The 21365-nt window shown below is 46.5% G+C and carries 13 protein-coding genes and 1 pseudogene; 8 read left to right on the top strand and 6 right to left on the bottom strand.

What is annotated here, in order from left to right; translation table 11 throughout:
• Positions 1–6 precede the first annotated feature (6 nt).
• Positions 7–1737 carry a lysine--tRNA ligase gene (gene lysS, locus DWZ03_RS07375; RefSeq protein WP_005833162.1) on the bottom strand — a complete coding sequence of 577 codons (1731 nt, stop codon included), beginning with the start codon at positions 1735–1737 and terminating at the stop codon, positions 7–9.
• Positions 1738–1851: 114 nt separating this feature from the next.
• Between lysS and DWZ03_RS07370 the strand changes: the two genes are divergently transcribed.
• From DWZ03_RS07370 to DWZ03_RS07360, 3 genes and pseudogenes are all read left to right on the top strand, one after another.
• Entirely contained in the window at positions 1852–3207 is a 1356-nt protein-coding gene (locus tag DWZ03_RS07370) for an MATE family efflux transporter (RefSeq protein ID WP_009037946.1), read from the top strand.
• An 84-nt stretch (positions 3208–3291) separates the two neighbouring features.
• Complete coding sequence (locus DWZ03_RS07365) at positions 3292–3924, top strand: AAA family ATPase (protein WP_016273014.1); 633 nt, start codon at positions 3292–3294, stop codon at positions 3922–3924.
• A gap of 113 nt (positions 3925–4037) precedes the next feature.
• Positions 4038–4867: pseudogene (locus DWZ03_RS07360) on the top strand (xylose ABC transporter); the annotation flags it as partial.
• 93 nt (positions 4868–4960) lie between these two features.
• Here the strand turns inward: DWZ03_RS07360 and DWZ03_RS07355 are convergent.
• Complete coding sequence (locus DWZ03_RS07355) at positions 4961–6622, bottom strand: putative transporter (protein WP_016273012.1); 1662 nt, start codon at positions 6620–6622, stop codon at positions 4961–4963.
• A gap of 270 nt (positions 6623–6892) precedes the next feature.
• Between DWZ03_RS07355 and mutA the strand changes: the two genes are divergently transcribed.
• The 3 genes from mutA (at position 6893) to DWZ03_RS07335 (ending at position 13490) form a co-directional block, all read left to right on the top strand.
• Positions 6893–8791 (top strand): methylmalonyl-CoA mutase small subunit, encoded by a 1899-nt coding sequence (gene mutA / locus DWZ03_RS07350; protein ID WP_009037951.1) that lies wholly within the window; start codon positions 6893–6895, stop codon positions 8789–8791.
• Between the two features lie 46 nt (positions 8792–8837).
• Positions 8838–10985: a methylmalonyl-CoA mutase gene (gene scpA / locus DWZ03_RS07345; protein ID WP_005833154.1), complete on the top strand. Its 2148-nt coding sequence runs from the start codon at positions 8838–8840 to the stop codon at positions 10983–10985.
• A gap of 315 nt (positions 10986–11300) precedes the next feature.
• A complete protein-coding gene (locus DWZ03_RS07335; protein WP_120129396.1) occupies positions 11301–13490 on the top strand; it encodes a DNA topoisomerase 3 in 2190 nt (729 codons plus the stop codon).
• Between the two features lie 11 nt (positions 13491–13501).
• On the opposite strand, the gene DWZ03_RS07330 is transcribed toward DWZ03_RS07335, so the two are convergent.
• Genes DWZ03_RS07330 through aroC form a run of 4 tightly spaced genes read right to left on the bottom strand, consistent with a single transcriptional unit; the run spans position 13502 to position 17607 of the window.
• The gene (locus DWZ03_RS07330) at positions 13502–14056 is read right to left on the bottom strand and encodes an NUDIX hydrolase (RefSeq protein WP_005827192.1); all 555 of its coding nucleotides are present in this window, start codon (positions 14054–14056) and stop codon (positions 13502–13504) included.
• Positions 14057–14070: 14 nt separating this feature from the next.
• A complete protein-coding gene (locus DWZ03_RS07325; RefSeq protein WP_055288325.1) occupies positions 14071–15150 on the bottom strand; it encodes an anhydro-N-acetylmuramic acid kinase in 1080 nt (359 codons plus the stop codon).
• 15 nt (positions 15151–15165) lie between these two features.
• Positions 15166–16521, bottom strand: a complete 1356-nt coding sequence (locus DWZ03_RS07320; RefSeq protein ID WP_057087210.1) for a dipeptidase — start codon at positions 16519–16521, stop codon at positions 15166–15168.
• A gap of 9 nt (positions 16522–16530) precedes the next feature.
• Positions 16531–17607 carry a chorismate synthase gene (gene aroC / locus DWZ03_RS07315; protein WP_008664052.1) on the bottom strand — a complete coding sequence of 359 codons (1077 nt, stop codon included), beginning with the start codon at positions 17605–17607 and terminating at the stop codon, positions 16531–16533.
• 524 nt (positions 17608–18131) lie between these two features.
• Here aroC and DWZ03_RS07310 point away from each other — a divergent pair.
• Both DWZ03_RS07310 and DWZ03_RS07305 read left to right on the top strand, forming a co-directional pair.
• On the top strand, positions 18132–19766 hold the full coding sequence (locus tag DWZ03_RS07310) for a DUF4925 domain-containing protein (RefSeq protein WP_120129394.1): 1635 nt from the start codon (positions 18132–18134) through the stop codon (positions 19764–19766).
• Positions 19767–20024: 258 nt separating this feature from the next.
• Complete coding sequence (locus DWZ03_RS07305) at positions 20025–21356, top strand: DUF4925 domain-containing protein (RefSeq protein WP_120129391.1); 1332 nt, start codon at positions 20025–20027, stop codon at positions 21354–21356.
• The last annotated feature ends 9 nt before the right edge of the window (positions 21357–21365 follow it).

Below are 21365 nucleotides of genomic sequence, written 5' to 3'. Positions count from 1 at the left end.
TAATTTTTAATTCTTAATTCTTCCGACCCAGTCAGCAACTTCGTTTACGGTCGGGTTTGCCAGTTCCAATTTATATTTCTTGTTGATACCGCAGATGTCCATGTGGAGTTTTTGCGGATTCACATCTTTCATGTCACTCACCAGGTTGTAGCCGGCTTTCTGGATTACAGCCACCCAGTCTTCGGGGATGCCCAGCTCTGTGTATCGTGCAGGAGCATCTTTGGGGATAACCTTTTCCGGACGCATCTGCGGGAAGAAAAGCACTTCTTGGATAAAGGATTCGCCCGTCATTAACATGGTCAGACGGTCGATGCCGATACCGATGCCCGATGTGGGAGGCATACCGTATTGCAATGCTTTCAGGAAGTCCTGGTCGATGAACATCGCTTCGTCGTCTCCCTTTTCGCTCAAGCGGAGTTGGTCTTTGAAGCGTTCTTCCTGGTCTATCGGGTCGTTCAGCTCGCTGTAAGCGTTGGCAAGTTCCTTGCCGTTCACCATCAGCTCGAAGCGTTCGGTCAGTCCCGGCTTGCTGCGGTGCATCTTGGTCAGCGGGCTCATCTCTACGGGATAGTCGGTGATGAAAGTGGGCTGTATGAAAGTACCTTCGCAGAATTCTCCGAAGATTTCATCAATCAGCTTGCCCTTGCCCATGGTGTCGTCAATTTCCATATTCAGTTCCTTGCACACCTGGCGGATTTCGTCCTCGCTCTTGCCTTCGAGGTCGTATCCGGTCTTTTCCTTGATGGCTTCCAGGATGGGCAGACGGCGGTAGGGAGCTTTGAAGCTAATGGTCTTGCCGTCTATCTCGGTTTCTGTGCAGCCGTTTACGGCGATACAGATGCGTTCCAGCAATTTCTCCGTAAAACTCATCATCCAGTTGTAGTCCTTGTACTGCACGTACAGCTCCATACAAGTGAATTCCGGGTTATGGTTCTTGTCCATACCCTCGTTACGGAAGTTCTTGCCTATTTCATATACACCTTCGAATCCGCCCACAATCAGTCGCTTCAAGTAAAGCTCGGTGGCGATACGCAGGTAGAGGTCTATATCCAGAGAGTTATGGTGGGTGATGAACGGACGGGCGCTTGCTCCACCGGGGATGGATTGAAGAATCGGCGTCTCCACTTCCGTGTAGCCGGCTTCATCCAGCACAGCACGCATGGTCTTGATGACGGTGGCGCGCTTCAGGAATTTTTCTTTCACGCCGTCGTTCACGATAAGGTCTACATAACGCTGGCGGTAGCGGAGTTCGGGGTCTTCGAAAGAGTCGTAAGCCACGCCGTCCTTATATTTCACGATAGGCAGGGGCTTGATACTCTTTGCAAGTACGGTCAGCTTCTTGGCATGGATGCTGATTTCGCCCATTTGGGTACGGAATACGAATCCTTCAATGCCGATAAAGTCGCCTAAATCGAGCAAACGTTTGAACACGGTATTGTACATCTCCTTGTCCTCGTCCGGACAGATGTCATCGCGGGTGATATATACCTGGATGCGTCCTTTGGAGTCCTGCAATTCGATGAAAGATGCTTTACCCATGATACGGCGGCTCATGATACGTCCGGCAACGGACACTTGGCGAGGCTCTGCATCGTCGTTGAATTCAGCTTTAATATCGGTAGAGAAAGCATTTGTTACATACTCTGCTGCGGGATAAGGCTCAATGCCCATCGCGCGAAGTTCATTCATACTGTTGCGACGAATGATTTCTTGTTCACTTAGTTCTAATACGTTCATTTCGCTATATTTCACTCAATTTGGGTACAAAAGTACGAAACATTTTTCAGATAGCGAACCTTTTGACGGAAAATACGTACCTTTGCACCCGGTAAAAAGAAATAGGTATATAGTATGACAGCACAAAAGACACCCACAGCGTTGGGTACGGAGAGCATCGGAAAACTCTTGATGCAGTATGCCGTGCCGGCAATCATTGCCATGACGGCATCTTCTTTATATAATATGGTAGATAGTATTTTCATCGGTCACGGTGTGGGGACCATGGCTCTGTCGGCATTGGCACTGACTTTCCCGTTGATGAACCTCGGGGCTGCTTTCGGTGCATTGGTAGGCGTAGGTGCTGCTACACTGATTTCGGTAAAGCTGGGACAGAAGGATTATGATACGGCGCAACGGGTGCTGGGCAATGTGTTTGTACTGAATATTTTGTTGGGTTTGGCGTTTACCGTTATAGTCTTTCCTTTTCTTAATCCTATCCTTTATTTCTTTGGTGGCAGTGATGAGACGGTGGAATATGCGCGGCAGTTTATGGAGATAATCTTGTTGGGCAACGTTGTTACCCATCTCTATCTGGGTCTGAATGCGGTGCTGCGTGCTTCGGGACATCCCAAGCAGGCGATGTATGCCACTATTGCTACGGTGGCTATCAATACGATATTGGCTCCTATTTTTATATTTATGTTCGACTGGGGGATTCGCGGGGCTGCCATTGCTACGGTGTCTGCGCAGGTCATTGCCTTGCTGTGGCAACTCAAGCAGTTCAATAACGCCAATGAATTGCTGCACTTCCGCCGGGGTATCTTCCGTCTGAAGCGTAAGATTGTATTTGATTCACTGGCTATCGGTATGTCTCCTTTTCTGATGAACCTGGCGGCTTGCCTTATTGTAATCCTTATCAATCAGGGATTGAAGAAGTACGGAGGCGACTTGGCTATCGGTGCCTTTGGTATTGTGAACCGCTTGGTGTTTATCGTAGTTATGATTGTGATGGGATTAAACCAGGGAATGCAGCCCATTGCCGGATATAACTTCGGAGCAAAGTTGTACGACCGGGTGAACAAGGTACTGAAACTGACAATAATCTATGCCACCTGTGTGACAACCTTTGGCTTCTTGGTAGGGATGCTGGCACCTAATCTGGTGGTGGGTATCTTTACATCAGACGCAGAATTGACGGAACTTTCGGCTACGGGATTGCGTATTACGGTGATGTTCTTCCCCATTATCGGTTTCCAGATGGTAACCTCCAATTTCTTCCAAAGTATAGGGATGGCGGGCAAGGCGATATTCCTTTCACTTACGCGGCAGATGCTGATTCTGCTTCCTTGTCTGCTTATTCTGCCGCACTTCTTTGGCGTGGCCGGGGTGTGGTATAGTATGCCGGTATCCGATTTGCTTGCAAGCTTGATAGCACTGGTGATGCTGGTTTATCAATTCCGTAAGTTTAAGACTGCTGCAGCACATTAAAATAAAATTTTTCATATGCTTTCTGTAGATATTCCGTAAGAATATTTATATTTGCTATCTGCAAACTAATAGATTAACAAGCATATGGACAATAATTTTATAGTCAATATAGGCCGTCAGTTGGGTAGTGGTGGACGGGAGATAGGCGAGAAGCTGGCTACCCGTCTGGGAATTGATTTTTATGATAAGGAGCTGATTAGGCTGGCTTCCGAAGAGAGTGGACTATGTTGTGAGTTTTTTGAAAAAGCTGATGAGAAAGCTTCACAAGGCATTATTGGAGGGCTCTTCGGCATGCGTTTCCCTTTTGTCAGTGACGGGGCTATCCCTGCTACGAATTGCCTGAGTAATGATGCTCTGTTCAAAGTGCAAAGTGACGTGATACGCCGATTGGCGGAGGAGAAGTCCTGCGTGTTCGTGGGACGTTGTGCTGATTATATTCTTCGGGATAATCCACGCTGTGTCAATGTTTTCATTTCCTGCTCCAATGAAGAGCGCATCAAACGCCTTTGCCGAATGCATTCCATTTCTGAGCGTGAAGCGGAGGAGATGATGAACAAAGCGGATAAGAAACGCGCCGAATACTATAACTACTACAGCTATAAAAAATGGGGGGCTGCCGAGACATATCATTTGTGTATCGATTCCTCTGTATTGGGAGTTGAGAGAACGACGGATTTCATCGAGGAATTTGTGAAACAGAAACTCAATCTTAGGTGAACTGAGTGCTCGGTATGTCACGATTGGGATTCCTCTTACTGCTGTGGGTGTTCTTTCTGCCGGGTATAAAGGTATACGGAAGTTCCGAGACTTCGGCAAGTGTGGACCGGATGTCTTTCAATGCACACTGGAATACTCCTATCGAATCAATGAACGGTACACTAAACCTGGCGGATGACTATTACCTGACGGACGGTACTCCGGTGACCGACCGTAACTACGGGGAAATGAACAATGGAGTATTGGATGTGACGCGCCCCAATGCCGCCCATTTTGCCAACCGTGACCCACGGCTTTACAGCACTTTGTTTGTACGCGGCATGTCGTGGAACGGCAAGGGCGGGGAAGGCAATTGGTACGGTGGCGCAGCCGCTTCTTTGTCCATGGTCTACGTCATGAAATATTTCGACCCTAAGGACACCGGTAACTCCTGGGACAATGGGCAGGACTTCTACGTGGTACGCTATAATATCAGTATCGGCGATGGTATTCGTCCCAAAGAAACCCGTGCAGGGATGTTTTCGCCGAGCATACATGTTGCCGGTCCTGCGAAACATGTGCTGGTAGAACACAATATTATTCATGCCAATGCAAAGCCGGCTGCTAACGTGGACCGTACGATGATTACTTCCGATTCTTGGGATGGTTTTGCTGATGACACGTTTTTCAAACAGAATACTTTCTATGCTGCCGAGGCAAGCAGATTCTCTATGACAAGCTCTACAAACAATCTGTTTGACGGCAATTGGTACATTGGTACTTACCAGCAATTGCCTGCTGACGAAAAGGCGCATACCGTTTCAGAAACCTATCAGAGGAGGTGCTGGATGTGGACCGGAATGGGTATGAAGGGTTGCTTATGAACAACCGCATGGTATGCGGGGTGAAAGGCTACTTTGTGGATAAGGAGGCGATAGAATCTTTCTTTGATCGTTGCCGTTGATGGATAATCTTCAAAATAAAGCCTCCAGTCTTTTCAAAACTATAATATGAAAAGACCGGAGGTTTTATTTTAAGGAGGTTATTGCATTTCCTATTACATCATTGTCAGCAATATCATCTGCCCCGCCAAAATACGCAGGAACATAGTCAACGGATATACTGTAGAATAGCCTACTGCCGGAGCGTCATTGCCCGATGTCTGGTTGGCATATGCCAATGCAGGAGGGTCTGTGTTACTACCGGCAATCAGACCCATTAACGTGAAGTAGTTCACCTTGCAGTAGAAGCGGGCAATCATACCGATTATCAACAAAGGAATAACGGTTATCAGGAAACCATATCCCACGTACAGCAATCCGCTGCCTTCTACCACGGTCTGCACAAAATGCTCACCGGCTTCTATGCCGACGCTGGCAAGGAAGAGCACGATACCGATTTCACGCAACATCAAGTTGGCACTCATGGTGGTGTATGTCACAAGATGCATTTTGTGACCGAAACGTCCGATGAGGATGGCCACTACCAGCGGACCACCAGCCAAACCTAACTTAACCGGTGTCGGCATACCCGGGAATGCGATAGGCAGACTACCCAGCAGGATTCCCAAAAAGATTCCCACAAAAATAGTTACGATATTCGGAGTGTCCAAACGTTTCAACTGATTACCCAATACGCCGGCTACACGTTCTACGGCATCCTGCTGGCCGACCACCATTACACGGTCACCTACCTGAAGTACCAGATTGGGATCGGCAAACAAGTCCATACCCGAACGGTTGATACGGGTTACATTTACACCGTACATGCTGCGGAAGTGGAGGCTTCCCAACTTCTTGCCATTGATTTCGGACTTGGTGACGAGGATACGGCGGGAAACCATCGGAGTGTCCTGCTTTTCCCAGTCTACGTGTATTTCTTTTCCGATAAAGGCAGCCACCGCTTCGGCATCTTCTTCGGAACATACGATGAAGAGCTGGTCTCCTACGTGGAATATTGTTTCATGATTGGGGATACTGACGTGCCCCTCGTGGCGTATGCGCGAACATACAAACGGACGTCCCAGGAAATCCTTTATCTGGAGCAGGGTCTTTCCGGAAATTGATTCATTGCGTACTTCGAGGTGAAGCATGTGCGGCTGATGCTTAACATCGGCTTCCTGCGTGTTGAGTTCCTGTTCCTCTTTCTTGAGGTTCACCCGGCAGATATAGCGGATGGCTATGATGGAACCTATGATACCTACCACACCAAGCGGATAGGCGCAGGCATATCCCAGTGCAATGGGGTCTCCCGTATAGTTTATCTGGTTCAGGGCTTCTTGTGCGGCACCCAGACCCGGAGTATTGGTTACGGCACCATAGAGAATACCTACTATCATTGGCAAGTCTATCCCTCCGTCAATGAAGTAGATGCTCAATGCTACTGCGATATTCAGCAATACGATGCCGACAGCAAGCATGTTCAGCCGCATACCCCCTTTCTTAAAGGAAGAGAAGAAGGAGGGCCCGACTTGCAGACCGATACAGAATACAAATAAAATCAAACCGAATTCGCGGATGAAATGCAAAATGTGTGTTTCGCCCGTGAAGCCAAAATGGCCCATCAGGATACCGGCAAAGAGGACGAATGTAACCCCCAACGATACCCCGAAAATCTTAATCTTACCCAGCAATACGCCCACAGATATTACGAATGCATACAAACAAACGATGTGAGCGACAGATGAAGGGTCCCATAGCAAGCTTTCTAACCAATTCATAGTACCTTATTAATATGTCGTTTTTTAAATTTCGCGCAAAATTACTTAATAAAAAGGAGGTAGCAAAGGCTTTGTGGTACTTTTTGCTATATCAACTTTGCAAAAGTAGAGTATGCTTCCGGTGAATACGCTGAATCCGTATGGACACGGAGTCATCTGTAAGTGCAATTTTCTCTAAAAAAAGATTTTGTTCTAAGTATTTGTTTATATTTGCAAGTCTCTTGATGACAAAAATGAATAGTATTCATCTATTTAAATTTTAAATAAACTATGGCAGACAGTAAAGAAAAACTCTTCTCCGACTTTTCTCCCGTTTCCACTGAGCAGTGGATGGAGAAAGTTACCGCAGACCTGAAAGGGGCGGATTTCGAGAAGAAGCTCGTTTGGAAGACAAACGAAGGATTTAAGGTGAAACCTTTCTACCGTATGGAGGACCTGGAAGGTTTGAAGACGACAGATGCCCTTCCCGGCGAGTTTCCTTATCTCAGAGGTACCAAGAAAGACAACAATGAATGGCTTGTTCGTCAGGAAATCAAAGTGGAATGCCCCAAAGAGGCCAATGCCAAGGCGTTGGATATCTTGAATAAAGGTGTAGATTCACTCTCTTTCCATGTAAAGGCCAAGGAATTGAACGCAGAGTATATTGAAACTTTGTTGAAAGATATCTGCGCGGAATGTGTCGAGTTGAATTTCTCTACCTGCCAGGGGCATGTGGTGGAACTTGCAGAACTTCTTGTCGCTTATTTCCAGAAGAAGGATTATGACTTGACGAAATTGCAGGGCTCCATCAACTATGACTACTTCAACAAAATGCTGGCCAAAGGTAAAGAAAAAGGTGATATGGTGGCAACAGCCAAGGCGCTGCTCGAGGCTACCGCTTCCCTTCCGAAATACCGTGTATTGAATGTGAACGCGTTGACATTAAACAATGCGGGTTCTTATATTTTTCAGGAACTGGGTTATGCTTTGGCTTGGGGTAATGAATATATGAATCAGCTGGTTGATGCCGGTCTGCCGGCTGCAATGGTAGCCAAGAAGATTAAGTTCAATTTCGGTATCAGTTCCAACTACTTCCTTGAAATAGCCAAATTCCGCGCTGCACGTATGCTGTGGGCTAATATTGTGGCTTCTTACAGTCCCGAGTGTCTGCGCGACTGCGACAACAAGGGTAAGGATAACGAATGCCGCTGTGCAGCCAAGATGAAGATTCATGCGGAAACTTCTTCATTCAACTTGACTTTGTTTGATGCACACGTAAACTTGTTGCGTACGCAGACTGAGGCGATGAGTGCCGCCCTTGCCGGCGTTGACTCAATGACGGTTACTCCGTTCGACAAGACTTATGATGCTCCTAACGAATTCTCTGAGCGTATGGCGCGTAACCAACAACTGCTGTTGAAAGAAGAATCGCACTTCGATAAAGTTATTGACCCAGCTGCAGGTTCTTACTATATTGAGAATTTGACCGTCTCTATTGCCAAGCAGGCTTGGGACCTCTTCCTCACTGTAGAAGAAGACGGTGGTTTCTATGCTTCCGTGAAAGCCGGAAAAGTGCAGGCTGCCGTAAACGAAAGCAACAAGGCCCGTCATGCTGCAGTCGCCAAGCGTAAGGAAGTGTTGCTGGGTACCAACCAGTTCCCCAACTTTAATGAAAAGGCGGGAGATAAGAAACCGGTTGAGGCTACTTGCTGTTGCGGCGGCGGACATACCTGCGAAAAAGATGTTCCGACACTGAACTTTGACCGTGCTGCCAGTGAATTTGAAGCGTTGCGTCTCGAAACAGAGGCTTCCGGTAAACGCCCGAAAGCGTTTATGCTGACTATCGGTAATCTGGCCATGCGCCAGGCACGTGCACAGTACTCTTGCAACTTTCTGGCTTGTGCCGGATACGAAGTTGTGGATAACCTCGGTTTCCCCACCGTAGAAGAAGGTATAGAAGCAGCTATGGCTGCCAAGGCCGACATCGTGGTATTGTGTTCAAGTGATGATGAATATGCAGAATATGCTGTTCCTGCCTTCAAGGCTCTGAATGGCCGTGCCATGTTTATCGTAGCCGGTGCTCCTGCTTGCATGGACGACTTGAAGGCTGCCGGTATCGAGAACTTTATCCATGTCCGTGTCAACGTATTAGAGACATTAAAAGAATTCAACGCCAAACTTTTGAAGTAAGCAACTTCAATCGTAAATCGTAAATCGTCAAATCGTAAATAACATGATGCGAAAAGATTTTAAAAACTTAGATATATATGCCGCTTTTCAGCCCGTCAACGGTGCTGAGTGGCAAAAGGCTAACGGCATCCATGCTGATTGGAAAACGCCGGAACACATTGAGGTGAAGCCTGTTTATACAAAAGAAGACCTTGAGGGAATGGAACACTTGGGCTATGCTGCCGGGCTTCCTCCTTATCTGCGTGGTCCGTACTCGGTGATGTATACGTTGCGTCCTTGGACCATCCGCCAGTATGCAGGCTTTTCCACAGCGGAAGAATCAAATGCCTTTTACCGTCGTAATTTGGCTTCCGGACAGAAAGGTTTGTCCGTAGCTTTCGACTTGGCCACTCACCGTGGCTACGACCCCGACCACGAACGTGTAGTGGGTGACGTTGGTAAGGCAGGTGTATCTATCTGTTCCTTGGAGAATATGAAGGTGTTGTTCGATGGAATTCCTTTGAACAAGATGTCCGTCTCTATGACTATGAACGGTGCCGTACTTCCTGTTATGGCATTCTACATCAACGCAGGTCTGGAGCAGGGTGCCAAGTTGGAAGAAATGGCTGGTACTATCCAAAATGATATCTTGAAGGAATTCATGGTGCGTAATACCTATATCTACCCGCCTGCATTCTCTATGAAGATTATCTCTGACATCTTTGAATATACTTCCCAGAAAATGCCTAAGTTCAACTCTATCTCCATCTCCGGCTACCACATGCAGGAAGCGGGTGCTACGGCAGACATCGAGTTGGCTTACACCCTGGCAGACGGTTTGGAATATCTGCGTGCCGGAACGGCTGCGGGTATTGACATCGATGCTTTCGCACCGCGTCTCTCTTTCTTCTGGGCCATCGGAACGAACCACTTTATGGAAATTGCCAAAATGCGTGCCGCACGTATGTTGTGGGCAAAGATTGTGAAGCAGTTCAACCCGAAGAATCCGAAGTCGCTGGCTTTGCGTACGCACTCCCAGACTTCCGGCTGGTCGCTGACAGAGCAAGACCCGTTCAACAATGTGGGCCGCACTTGTATCGAGGCGATGGCTGCTGCATTGGGACATACCCAGTCACTGCATACCAATGCTCTTGACGAGGCTATTGCCTTGCCGACGGATTTCTCTGCACGTATTGCACGTAATACGCAGATTTATATTCAGGAAGAAACTTACATTTGCAAGAATGTAGACCCATGGGGTGGCTCTTATTATGTGGAAAGTTTGACTAATGAGTTGGCTCACAAGGCTTGGGAATTGATTCAGGAAGTAGAGAAGCTGGGCGGTATGGCAAAAGCCATCGAAACCGGTATCCCCAAGATGCGTATCGAAGAGGCTGCTGCGCGTACACAAGCCCGTATCGATAGCGGTTCGCAGACCATTGTCGGTGTGAACAAGTATCGTCTGGAGAAAGAAGCTCCGATTGATATTCTTGAAATCGACAATACGGCTGTCCGTCAGGAACAGATTGAGAACCTGAAGCGTCTGAAGGAAGGACGTAACCAGGCGGAAGTGGACAAGGCATTGGAGGCTATTACTGAATGTGTAAAGACCGGTAAGGGAAACTTGCTGGAACTGGCAGTCGAGGCAGCCCGTGTCCGTGCCACTTTGGGGGAAATCTCTTATGCTTGCGAAAAGATTGTAGGACGTTATAAAGCAGTAATTAGAACTATATCAGGCGTGTATTCATCAGAAAGTAAGAATGACAGCGACTTCCACCGTGCTTGTGAATTGGCGGAGAAGTTTGCGAAGAAAGAGGGACGTCAGCCTCGTATCATGGTAGCCAAGATGGGCCAGGACGGTCACGATCGCGGTGCCAAGGTTGTTGCAACCGGATATGCCGACTGTGGCTTCGATGTGGATATGGGACCCTTGTTCCAGACACCGGCCGAGGCTGCCCGCGAAGCGGTTGAGAACGACGTTCATGTAGTGGGGGTTTCTTCATTGGCTGCCGGACACAAGACATTGGTTCCGCAGATTATCGAAGAGCTCAAGAAGTTGGGACGTGAGGATATCGTAGTGATTGCCGGTGGTGTAATTCCCGCACAAGACTATGACTTCCTTTACAAGGCAGGTGTAGCTGCCATCTTTGGCCCCGGTACTCCGGTTGCCAAGGCTGCTTGCCAGATATTGGAAATCTTGTTGGATGAAGAATAATCCGACACGTTAAATGTTAAAAGAGGGACGGTATGTGTTTACATATCCGTCCCTTTTTCTTAATCTGTGTTATAGAACATACTTTTTTAGTTGGATAATTTGCAGATTTATCAGAAGTCCGTATCTTTGCAATGTGTTTTTCATAGTATTAGATTTAAGGTTAACAAAGGTTGGAGTACAGCGGTACTCCTTTTTTTATGTTCATATGTCAGCTTTTGGGGAGAAAAAATTACCAGGTCTATGTTATCGTTCCTTGCTTATCGTTTCGTTCTTGCCCCCTTTTTATTACCTTTGTCCCACTAAATAAAATAGCGAATGATAGTTTGTATTGCCGAAAAGCCCTCTGTGGCGCGTGACATAGCCGATGTATTGGGAGCGAGAGAAAAGAAAGATGGATACATCGAAGGAAATGGATACCAGGTGACCTGGACATTCGGTCATCTTTGTACGCTGAAGGAGCCGCATGAATATACCCCTAACTGGAGGTCATGGAGTTTGGGAAGCCTACCCATGATACCTCCCCGTTTCGGTATCAAGCTGATTGGCAACCCTACCTACGAGCGCCAGTTCCATACGATAGAGAACCTCATGCAACATGCCGATATGATTATAAACTGCGGTGATGCCGGTCAGGAGGGAGAATTGATACAGCGCTGGGTGATGCAGAAGGCCGGGGCGCGTTGCCCGGTGAAACGCCTCTGGATTTCTTCGTTGACGGAAGAGGCTATCCGCGAGGGCTTTGCCAAGCTGCGCGATGCGTCGGATTTCCAGCCTTTGTACGAAGCAGGCTTGTCGCGTGCCATCGGCGACTGGTTGTTGGGCATGAATGCCACTCGCCTCTACACCATAAAATACGGGCAGAACCGGCAGGTGCTTTCTATCGGTCGTGTGCAGACACCGACGCTGGCATTGATTGTAAACCGTCAGCTGGAAATACAGAATTTTGTTCCCAAGCAATACTGGGAACTGAAGACTGTCTATCGTGATACCACTTTTTCCGCCATCCTTCGGAAAAGTGAGGAGGAACTGGTACTGGAAGCCGAGAAGCAGAAAGAGGCCATAGCTGCCGGGAAGAAACCTAAAAAAGAAGAAGAGAATCGGGGTATCGACCCCATTACCGACCGCGAACGTGGGCTTGTTTTATTGGACCAGATTAAGAATTCTCCTTTTACCGTGACGGATGTCACCAAGAAAGAGGGGAGGGAGGCGCCACTCCGCTTGTTTGACTTGACTTCTTTGCAAGTGGAATGCAACAGGAAGTTTGCCTATTCCGCTGATGAGACGCTGAAAATCATTCAGTCTTTGTATGAGAAGAAAGTGGCTACCTATCCACGTGTAGACACTACCTATTTGAGTGATGACATCTATCCCAAATGCCCCGGCATCTTGAAAGGTCTGCGTGATTACGAGACATTTACAGCCCCTTTGACAGGAACTGCATTGTTGAAGTCCAAAAAGGTTTTCGATAACTCGAAGGTAACAGACCACCACGCCATTATTCCTACCGGCCAGCATCCGCAGAATCTGACGGATATGGAGCGTCGCGTATTCGATTTGATAGCACGCCGTTTCATTGCTGTATTCTATCCCGATTGTAAGTTTGCCACTACCACCGTATTGGGCGAGGTAGAGAGCATAGAGTTCAAGGCCACCGGCAAGCAGATTCTGGAACCGGGTTGGCGTGTTATCTTCGGCACCCCCTCGGCACAATCGCAGGAGGAGAAAGAGGAGAAGGGAGAAGAGGAGAATGTGCTTCCGGCTTTTGTGAAAGGAGAAAGCGGGCCGCACGTTCCCGATTTATATGAGAAGTGGACGCAGCCGCCCCGGCCTTATACGGAAGCCACCCTGCTGCGTGCTATGGAAACGGCGGGCAAGCTGGTGGATAACGACGAACTGCGTGATGCGCTGAAGGAAAATGGTATCGGTCGTCCGTCTACCCGTGCAGCCATCATCGAGACGCTGTTCAAGCGAAACTATATCCGCAAGGAAAAGAAGAACTTGATAGCCACCCCTACCGGTGTGGAGCTGATACAGATTATCCATGAGGAGCTGTTGAAGTCGGCGGAACTGACCGGTATTTGGGAGAAGAAACTGCGTGAGATAGAAAAACGGACTTACAATGCCGGACAATTCTTGGAAGAATTGAAGCAGATGGTATCGGAAGTCGTGATGAGTGTACTTTCTGATAACAGCAACCGCCACATCACCATCCAAGCGCCTGCTCCCGAAAAGGGCAGTAAGGCTTCTGCCAAGACAGAGGCTGCCGATAAGCCGAAAAAGGAGCCGAAGAAAAGAGCACCGAGAAAGTCTGCCGCCGCAGGTAAAAAGACGGAACAGGCTTCGGGCGCTGTGGCAGCTTCAAGTGTGGAGGTTCCCGTACAAGCTGACGATTTCGTCGGTCAGCCTTGTCCGATTTGCGGAAAAGGTACCGTTATCAAGGGGAAAACGGCTTATGGTTGTTCCGAATGGAAATCCGGATGCACATTCCGCAAGCCGTTTGAATAAGGGTAATCACATTAAATAATTCTCTCCGCCATGTATTTCCAGAGGGGAGCAGCCATCAGCGCCTGGCGGATGCTTCCTTGCTGCAGCAATTCCTTGACCTCTTGCAAGGAAAGCAGGTGTACGGTTAGGTTTTCCGTATCTTCCAACTGTTGCTCGGAGATTTTCTCCACGTCCGTAGCCAGGAAACAGTAGGTAATGTTGGTGTGGGTACTTGGATTGGGAGAGATTTGCATGAACTCTTTCCATACTCCGTTTCCATAGCCGGTTTCTTCCAAAAGTTCCCGTTGTGCGGAAACCATCGGAGAGCCGTCCTCTTCTTCGCATACCCCTGCACAGAGTTCATAGGATGTTTCTTGTATGCCATGCCGGTATTGGCGGATAAAGACGAATTGTCCGTCACGGGTGATGGCAATGGTATTCACCCAGTTGGGATATTCCAATATATAATAGGAGGGAATGTGGTTGCCGTTGGGCAGTACTACATGGTCCTTACGCACAGTGAGCCATGGGGCCCGATGAAGGTATTCGCTGGATAAGACGGTCCAGGTGTCTTTTGATTTTTCCATAATGGTAAAATTGACTATATTTTAAACAGCATCCCTCCGATATTATCTGTCGTGGCTCCCGTCACCGAGGCGAGGCATCCGGGTGTGTCCGCCATATAGAGGGCACCCAGGAAAGCAAAGATTAGGGCTTCCTTGTACTCTATGATTTGCCGACTGGGAATCACGATTTCACACGGACACAAGGCGTCGATACGTTCTATGAGGAACTTGTTGAATGCACCTCCGCCGGTAATCAGCAGCTTTCCGTTACCATCGGGCAAGGGGTGGGCGGTGATGATGCGTGATATTTGCCAGGCGGCATGCTCGTAAAAGGTACGTAGCATATTCTCCATACTCAAGCCATAACGCTCGAGCATGGGATATACCAGCGTTTCCACCCACTCCCGTCCCAATGACTTCGGTCCGGACTGATGGTAGAAATCCATTCCGTTCAGTTCGTCCAGCAGTTCTTGGCAGATGTTGCCTTGCCGTGCTATCTCGCCGTCACGGTCAAATTCCAATCCTATTTGCCGGCAGTAATGGTTGATGACGTAATTCACCGGACTGATGTCAAAAGCGATGCGCCGCCCGTCCTGCTCGAATGAGATGTTGGAGAAACCGCCGATATTCAAACAGAAGTCGTAGTCGGCAAAAAGCAACCGGTCGCCAATAGGTACGAGTGGAGCGCCCTGCCCACCCAGCATGATGTCCAGCCGCCGGAAATCCGAAACGGTAGGTATACGGGTTTCAGCGGCAATGGCGGCTCCGTCACCTATTTGGTACATGATTCTCTTTTGAGGCTCATGGAAGATGGTATGCCCGTGGGAGGCGATAATATCGGGGTGGACTCCAAATTCTTGCATGAACTCGTTGACACGTTCACCGAGAAACTTTCCATAGGAGCTGTGGAAAGTGATGAACTCCAAAGCACTCATTGTCTGTGCACCGGTACCCAATATCTGCTTCATGGCGTCGGGGTAGCTATAGCCTTTTGCACAGTCTATGTGGAAAGACCATTTTCCGGCTTGCTGCCGGAAAGTGCAACAACATACGTCCAGCCCGTCAAGGGAAGTGCCGGACATCAGGCCGATGGCTTGAATTTGGAAGTCTTTCATCCTGATTTTCTTGTTTTATTTATAATTGAGGTAGAATTCGACAACAGCTTCTATTCCTTTACGGAAGATGTCCAACGGTATATTCTCATTAGGTGAGTGGATGGCGTTGGATTCGAGCCCGAAGCCCATCAGAACGGTTTTGATGCCCAGTACTTGCTCGAAAGTGGAGATGATGGGGATACTTCCACCCCGACGCACTGCCAGCGGTTTCTTTCCAAAAGCTTTTTCAAAACCTTTTTCGGCGGCTTGGTAGGCGGGTAGGGTGATGGGACATACATATCCTTGGCCTCCATGCATCGGAGTGACTTTTACCTGTACTGAATCCGGCGCTATGTCCAGAATGTAGTCGGCAAAGAGCCGGGATATCTTGTGGTGGTCCTGGTGGGGAACCAACCGGCAGGATACCTTGGCGTATGCCTTGGATGGGAGCACGGTCTTGGACCCTTCACCCGTATATCCGCCCCAGATGCCGCATACGTCGAAAGACGGACGGCAACTGTTACGTTCCAGCGTACTGTAACCTTTCTCTCCGAAAAGTGCTTTTACATGGATAGCCTTTTTGTATTTCTCTTCGTCGAAAGGAATGCGGGCTATCATGTCGCGCTCGGCTTGGGGAACTTCTTCCACATCGTCATAGAAGCCCGGTACGGTGATACGTCCCTCTGCGTCCGTCACTTGGCTGATTATCTGGCAAAGTACATTGATGGGGTTGGCAACAGCACCGCCGAAGTGACCGCTGTGTAGGTCGCGGTTGGGGCCGGTCACTTCTATTTCCCAATAGGCCAGTCCGCGCAGTCCGGTGGTCAGTGAAGGCAGGTCTGCACCAAGCATGCTGGTGTCCGAAACCAGAATGACGTCTGCTTTCAGCAACTCTTTGTGCTCCTGGCAGAAGCTTTCTAAGCTGGGCGAACCGATTTCTTCTTCTCCTTCGAAGATGAATTTTACGTTGGTTTGCAGCAGTTCGTTGCGTACGAGGTATTCAAACGCTTTCACTTGTATGAAAGATTGCCCTTTGTCATCATCAGCACCACGTGCCCAGATATGTTCGTCGCGTATTTCCGGTTCAAAGGGGTCGCTTTTCCAAAGTTCGAGAGGTTCGGCTGGCATCACGTCGTAGTGGGCATATACCAATACGGTCTTGGCGTCCGGGTCTACGATTTTCTGTCCAAAAACAATCGGGTTACCTTTGGAGGGCATTACGAGGGCTTCATCCGCTCCGGCTTCGAGCAGCAACTGTGCCCAGCGTTCGGCGCAGGCAAGCATATCGTCGTGATGCTCGGGTTTGGCACTGATGCTTGGAATGCGAATGAGGCTGAACAAGTCTTCCAGCATTTTAGGCTCGTTCTCGGTGATGTATTTCTTTATTTCCATGGGTGAATATTATAGTTGTGTTGTTCTGTCAATCAGGTAATAATCCAACAATGTCATTGCTGTCATTGCTTCCACGATGGGTACTGCGCGTGGCAATACACACGGGTCATGGCGTCCTCGGGCTTTCAGGGTGGTGTCTACACCGTCAATGTTCACGGTGTGTTGCTCCATCAGTACGGTTGCCACGGGTTTGAAGGCTACACGGAAATAGATGTCTTGCCCGTTACTGATTCCACCTTGTATACCGCCCGAATGATTGGTGCGGGTCTCGATACGTCCGTTATTGTTGTAGAACACATCATTCTGCTCCGAGCCTTTCTGCTTTAATCCCTTGAAACCGTCTCCATACTCGAATGCTTTTGCTGCATTGATGCTGAGCATGGCTGCTCCAAGTGCTGCATGGAGCTTGCCGAATACGGGTTGTCCCAGTCCGATGGGGCATCCTTTGACGACACAAGTCACCACTCCTCCGATGGTATCTCCTTCTCCCTTTATCTTGAAGATGAGTTCTTCCATTTCTTTTGCCTTCGCCGGGTCGGGGCAGCGGACCGGATTGGTCTCTATCAGGTCGAGGTCGTATGCGGTATAATTTTCTTCAAGGCGGATAGGACCTACTTGTGAAGTGTACGCCGTGATGTGTATACCCAGCTGCTTCAGCGCCAATTTGGCCAGGGCACCCGCTACTACACGCGAGATTGTTTCACGGGCTGATGAACGTCCACCTCCGCGGTGGTCGCGGATGCCATATTTCACTTTATAAGTATAGTCGGCATGTGACGGTCGGTAGACTTCTTTCAGATTATTGTAATCGTCAGAATGTTGGTTTTGGTTCCATACAATGAATCCTATGGGGCAGCCTGTGGATTTTCCTTCGAAGATGCCGGAGAGGAACTCCACTTTATCACCTTCTTTCCGGGCGGTAGTGATACGTGACTGTCCGGGGCGGCGTCGGTCGAGCTCTGCCTGGACGAAATCCATATCAATGACTATTCCTGCAGGGAATCCGTCTATCACTCCTCCCACGCCCTTACCGTGCGATTCCCCAAAACTGGTAAGACGGAGAATATTTCCAAATGAGTTGAACATATCAAATGCTTTAAAGGTTTATATATGAGGTTAATGTGCCAATACGCTTTATAAGAAATGCTTTTGACTTTATAAAGATAACAACTTTTTTTTGGATTCGTTTGAACAGAATACATTTTTTTGCAAACAATAGTCCCTTGTGACGAAGATTTTATGCCGTATTAGGGCAGATCTTAATCTTTGGGTCGCATAAATTTATTCGTTATACCCAGGTTATACTTTCGTTAAACCATTGTATAGCGAAAGTATAACCTGGGTATAACGAAAGTATGACCTTAGTCTAATGAATTATAATTGGTGGAAAAAGTAGTTGGTTTCCGGTACCCGGCTAATTAAAATTAAAAATAGTAATGATTATCTTTAATATGTTAGTAAAACGTACCTTAAAAAAAGAACATCCTTTTTTTAGAAAAGACCTTGTCTGGTATTCTTAAAAAGTGTTACTTTGCACCTTTGATTTAAAATTGGGAAATTAATAGCTTCTTTGGAAGCTTTTTATTAACTAAACAAGTACTCAAAAAAGTATGAAAAAGAATTTATTTTATTTATTTGCATTGATCTGTTCAATGAGTTTATTCACGGCTTGTAGTGATGACGATGATGATACTTGGCAGCAAATTCCTCAGACAGAGTTATCTGGAGATAAGGCTGATTTGACTGTCAATGGCGTGAAATCAACCTCTGGTTCTGTTCAAATGTCTGTTAAAAATGAATCTGAGGGTATTTTAACCTTGAAAAATGTAATTCCAGGTTATGAGAATGTGCCTGTTAATGTTGAATTACAGAAACAATCAGGTGATTCTTTTATTTTTGCAGGTACTGCAAAATTGAATACAGCTCCAGCCATAACGAAAGAAGCTGCAAGCGTTCCGGCAATTATGACTGTTGAAGTAAGCGGCATTGTTTATTTAGATGGATCTATCAAAGTTGATATGAAAGCTTCTGGATTGGGATTATATGTAGGTACTTACAATGGAGAAAAGCTGGCACTGAAATATGGCGGTTCAGTAATGATTGGGAAAACGGCTGTTTTGAGTGCTGTGGATGGTAGCAATATGGAGCTTGTTTTGCAAGGTGTTGTTCCGGGAGAAGATCAAGTGAAGATTTCCAATGTGCAACCTGATGCTTCCGGAAGTTTTTCTGGTGAAGCTACTACAGCGGCAAATAATACGGTTAAGTATTCAGGTTCATTTTCTGCTGCTACCGGAGTGCTTTCTTTGGAGTTGAATGCAACTCTGGCAAATACATCAGATTGGGCAAAGACTTATGAACTCGCATCCTATTCAACAGTTGAAGGCTTTGAATGTATGGGAATGACATTGGCCAATTATCCAGTTGCCGGAGCTCTTTATTCAACTTGGAAAGCAAATGTAATGGAAGAGGGTGTAGTAACGGAAAAACCGGAAGAATATGTTGACCTAATGACTGGCTTGTTCAGATGTTTGGGAGGAGCTTTGCTGCCACAGACCTTGCATGGTGTAACTTTGTCTGCGGATGGTAATATTACTGCCGATTATGTTGCTAAGCCCAATATAGTTTTTGAAGCGAGTTGGATGATGGGAGTCATCATGTCCGGTGCTTTTCCTGCACAAAATACAATTAAGGATTTAGTAGCGGAAAGTGGTTGGACAACTTCACCTAAAAATTTGGCCTATTGGTTCCCGAAAGATGGCAAAATTTATGTAAAACTTGATATTGCTTCCATTTTAGCTACAGTCGGAGGCGAAAATATGGGTAATCTTAGTGGAATCATAGAACAAGTGTTGAACGGTCAGCCGGCTATGATTAAAGAACTTTTGAAGACTGTTGGATTTGATTTAGACAAGGTTAGTGATGCTTCTTTTGAGCATTTGCTGGGTATGGTTAAGAATGGTTTTCCTATGGTACCGGTTTCAAAAGATGGACATACATATTTATATTTAGATAAGGATGTATTCGACCCGTTGTTCAAAATGACCAATACGGGAGAAGTTGATGCTTGGGGGGATCCTGTTTATGCATCTGATTTTACTTATATTTGGGATGCTTTGGCTGCCTCTGGCATATTGCCGGAAGAAGCTAAGGCTGCAGGAATATTTGTGCAGTTGATTGGTAACTATTGGAATCTTTCTGCTCAAACCTCTGAATTTAATTTGGGATTGGATTTGATTGCGAAGTAAACTGATTCATGGAGCTGTATTTTGAAGTAGTTCCATAGCTATATAGAGAGTTCTCTCTTTCCAATTTGATAGAGAGAACTCTCTATATATCAGGGGGCAGGATGAGTTGTGGATTACTCGATTTTTCTTTAAATCAGAACATCTTTTCCATAGAAAAGATCTTGTATCTTTATTCTTTTTAAGCGTACTTCGCCCTTTAAATTAAAGAGATTTTATGGCCCTTTTAGGGGCTTTCAATAAACTGAAACTATTAAAAATATGAAGAAAAATTTGCTTTACTTATTTGCATTGATTTGTTTTATGGGTATGTTTACTGCTTGTAGTGATGAGGACAAACCAAACTGGAAAAAGCTGCCTACACAAGAAATTTCTGCCGGAAACTTGGCTTTGACAACAAATACTTTACCGCAAGTAGGTGCAAGTGTCAAATTAGCTATGGTAGATGAAAATAATGGGGTGCTGACTTTGACTAAAGCAATCAGAGGTGTCAATGAGATTGAGATTGATGTAGTTGTTACAGAACAAACAGGTGGGCTCTTTCAGTATCAGGGGACGGCCTCTGTTCCGACAACAAAAGTAGTATCTGAATTGGTTAGTTCCATTGCTGTGAAAGTTAATGGTAATATAACTATGGATGGTAAAGCTAAAGTTGAAGTGACGACGGAAACTTCAGGGGATTTGGTGAAGAAGTGGTTGCTTTGTGATAAGCTTTACACTACCACGGGAACTGATGTGAAAAGGAGACCTTATGCACCTGCCAAGATAAATTTACTTTCAACTTATAGTGGAGGTAAAACAGCTGATAATATTAGCAATTTGGGCAGTGGAATTTTGTCGGCTGTGATGGTGAAACTGCTAAAAGATGTAGAGTTCAAGGCAGACGGGAATATTGTAGCTGATTATGCACAAGAAATCAATATTGAAACAGCTGATATTGTTAAAGGTATATTGTCAAGTTTGCCTTCTACGAGCAATGTTTCCTGGGTGACTTCTCCGACAAATTTTGCTTATTGGTATGTTAGCGGCGACCATATCAATCTTGTATTGAATCTCTCAAGCATTATCAATAAGATTATGGAAAATCAAGATGGTGCTGATACTAAAAATACGGTTGCTTTAACGGAGATTCTGGAAGGATTAAGAGGAATGAAAGGTGCTGAAATAAAGGCCCTCTTGTCTGGACTTTTAGGAAATCTCGGTAGCGAAGGAATTTTGTCCAAGTTGGATCTTACAAAGATTTCGGATGCAGATGTTGAAAAGTTAGTGGGTTATCTTTTGGATGGCTTCCCGTTGAATTATGAAATATCTGAGATTACTGTATCCGATGGAGTTACAATAGATAACATTTATGTGTATCTCGATAAAGATTTTTTTGATATGCTGATGCCGCTTATTTATCCATTGTTGCCGGAATTGGATGCTTTGATAGATGGTTTGGATATAAAGATATTGGGAAGTCCGGTTGGTAAATACATTAGAACCATGTTGAATATTGAATCTATGACAGATTTAGAACAGGTGTGGAAAGAGAGCACCGTATTCAAAATAGGAATTGATATTTCATCAGGTTCTCATAAAGTTTCTAAGTAGTCTTGTTAA

This window comes from Bacteroides sp. AF29-11, from assembly GCF_003602895.1.
Lineage (GTDB): Bacteria > Bacteroidota > Bacteroidia > Bacteroidales > Bacteroidaceae > Bacteroides > Bacteroides uniformis.
This window is presented reverse-complemented; position numbering and strand designations above follow the sequence as displayed.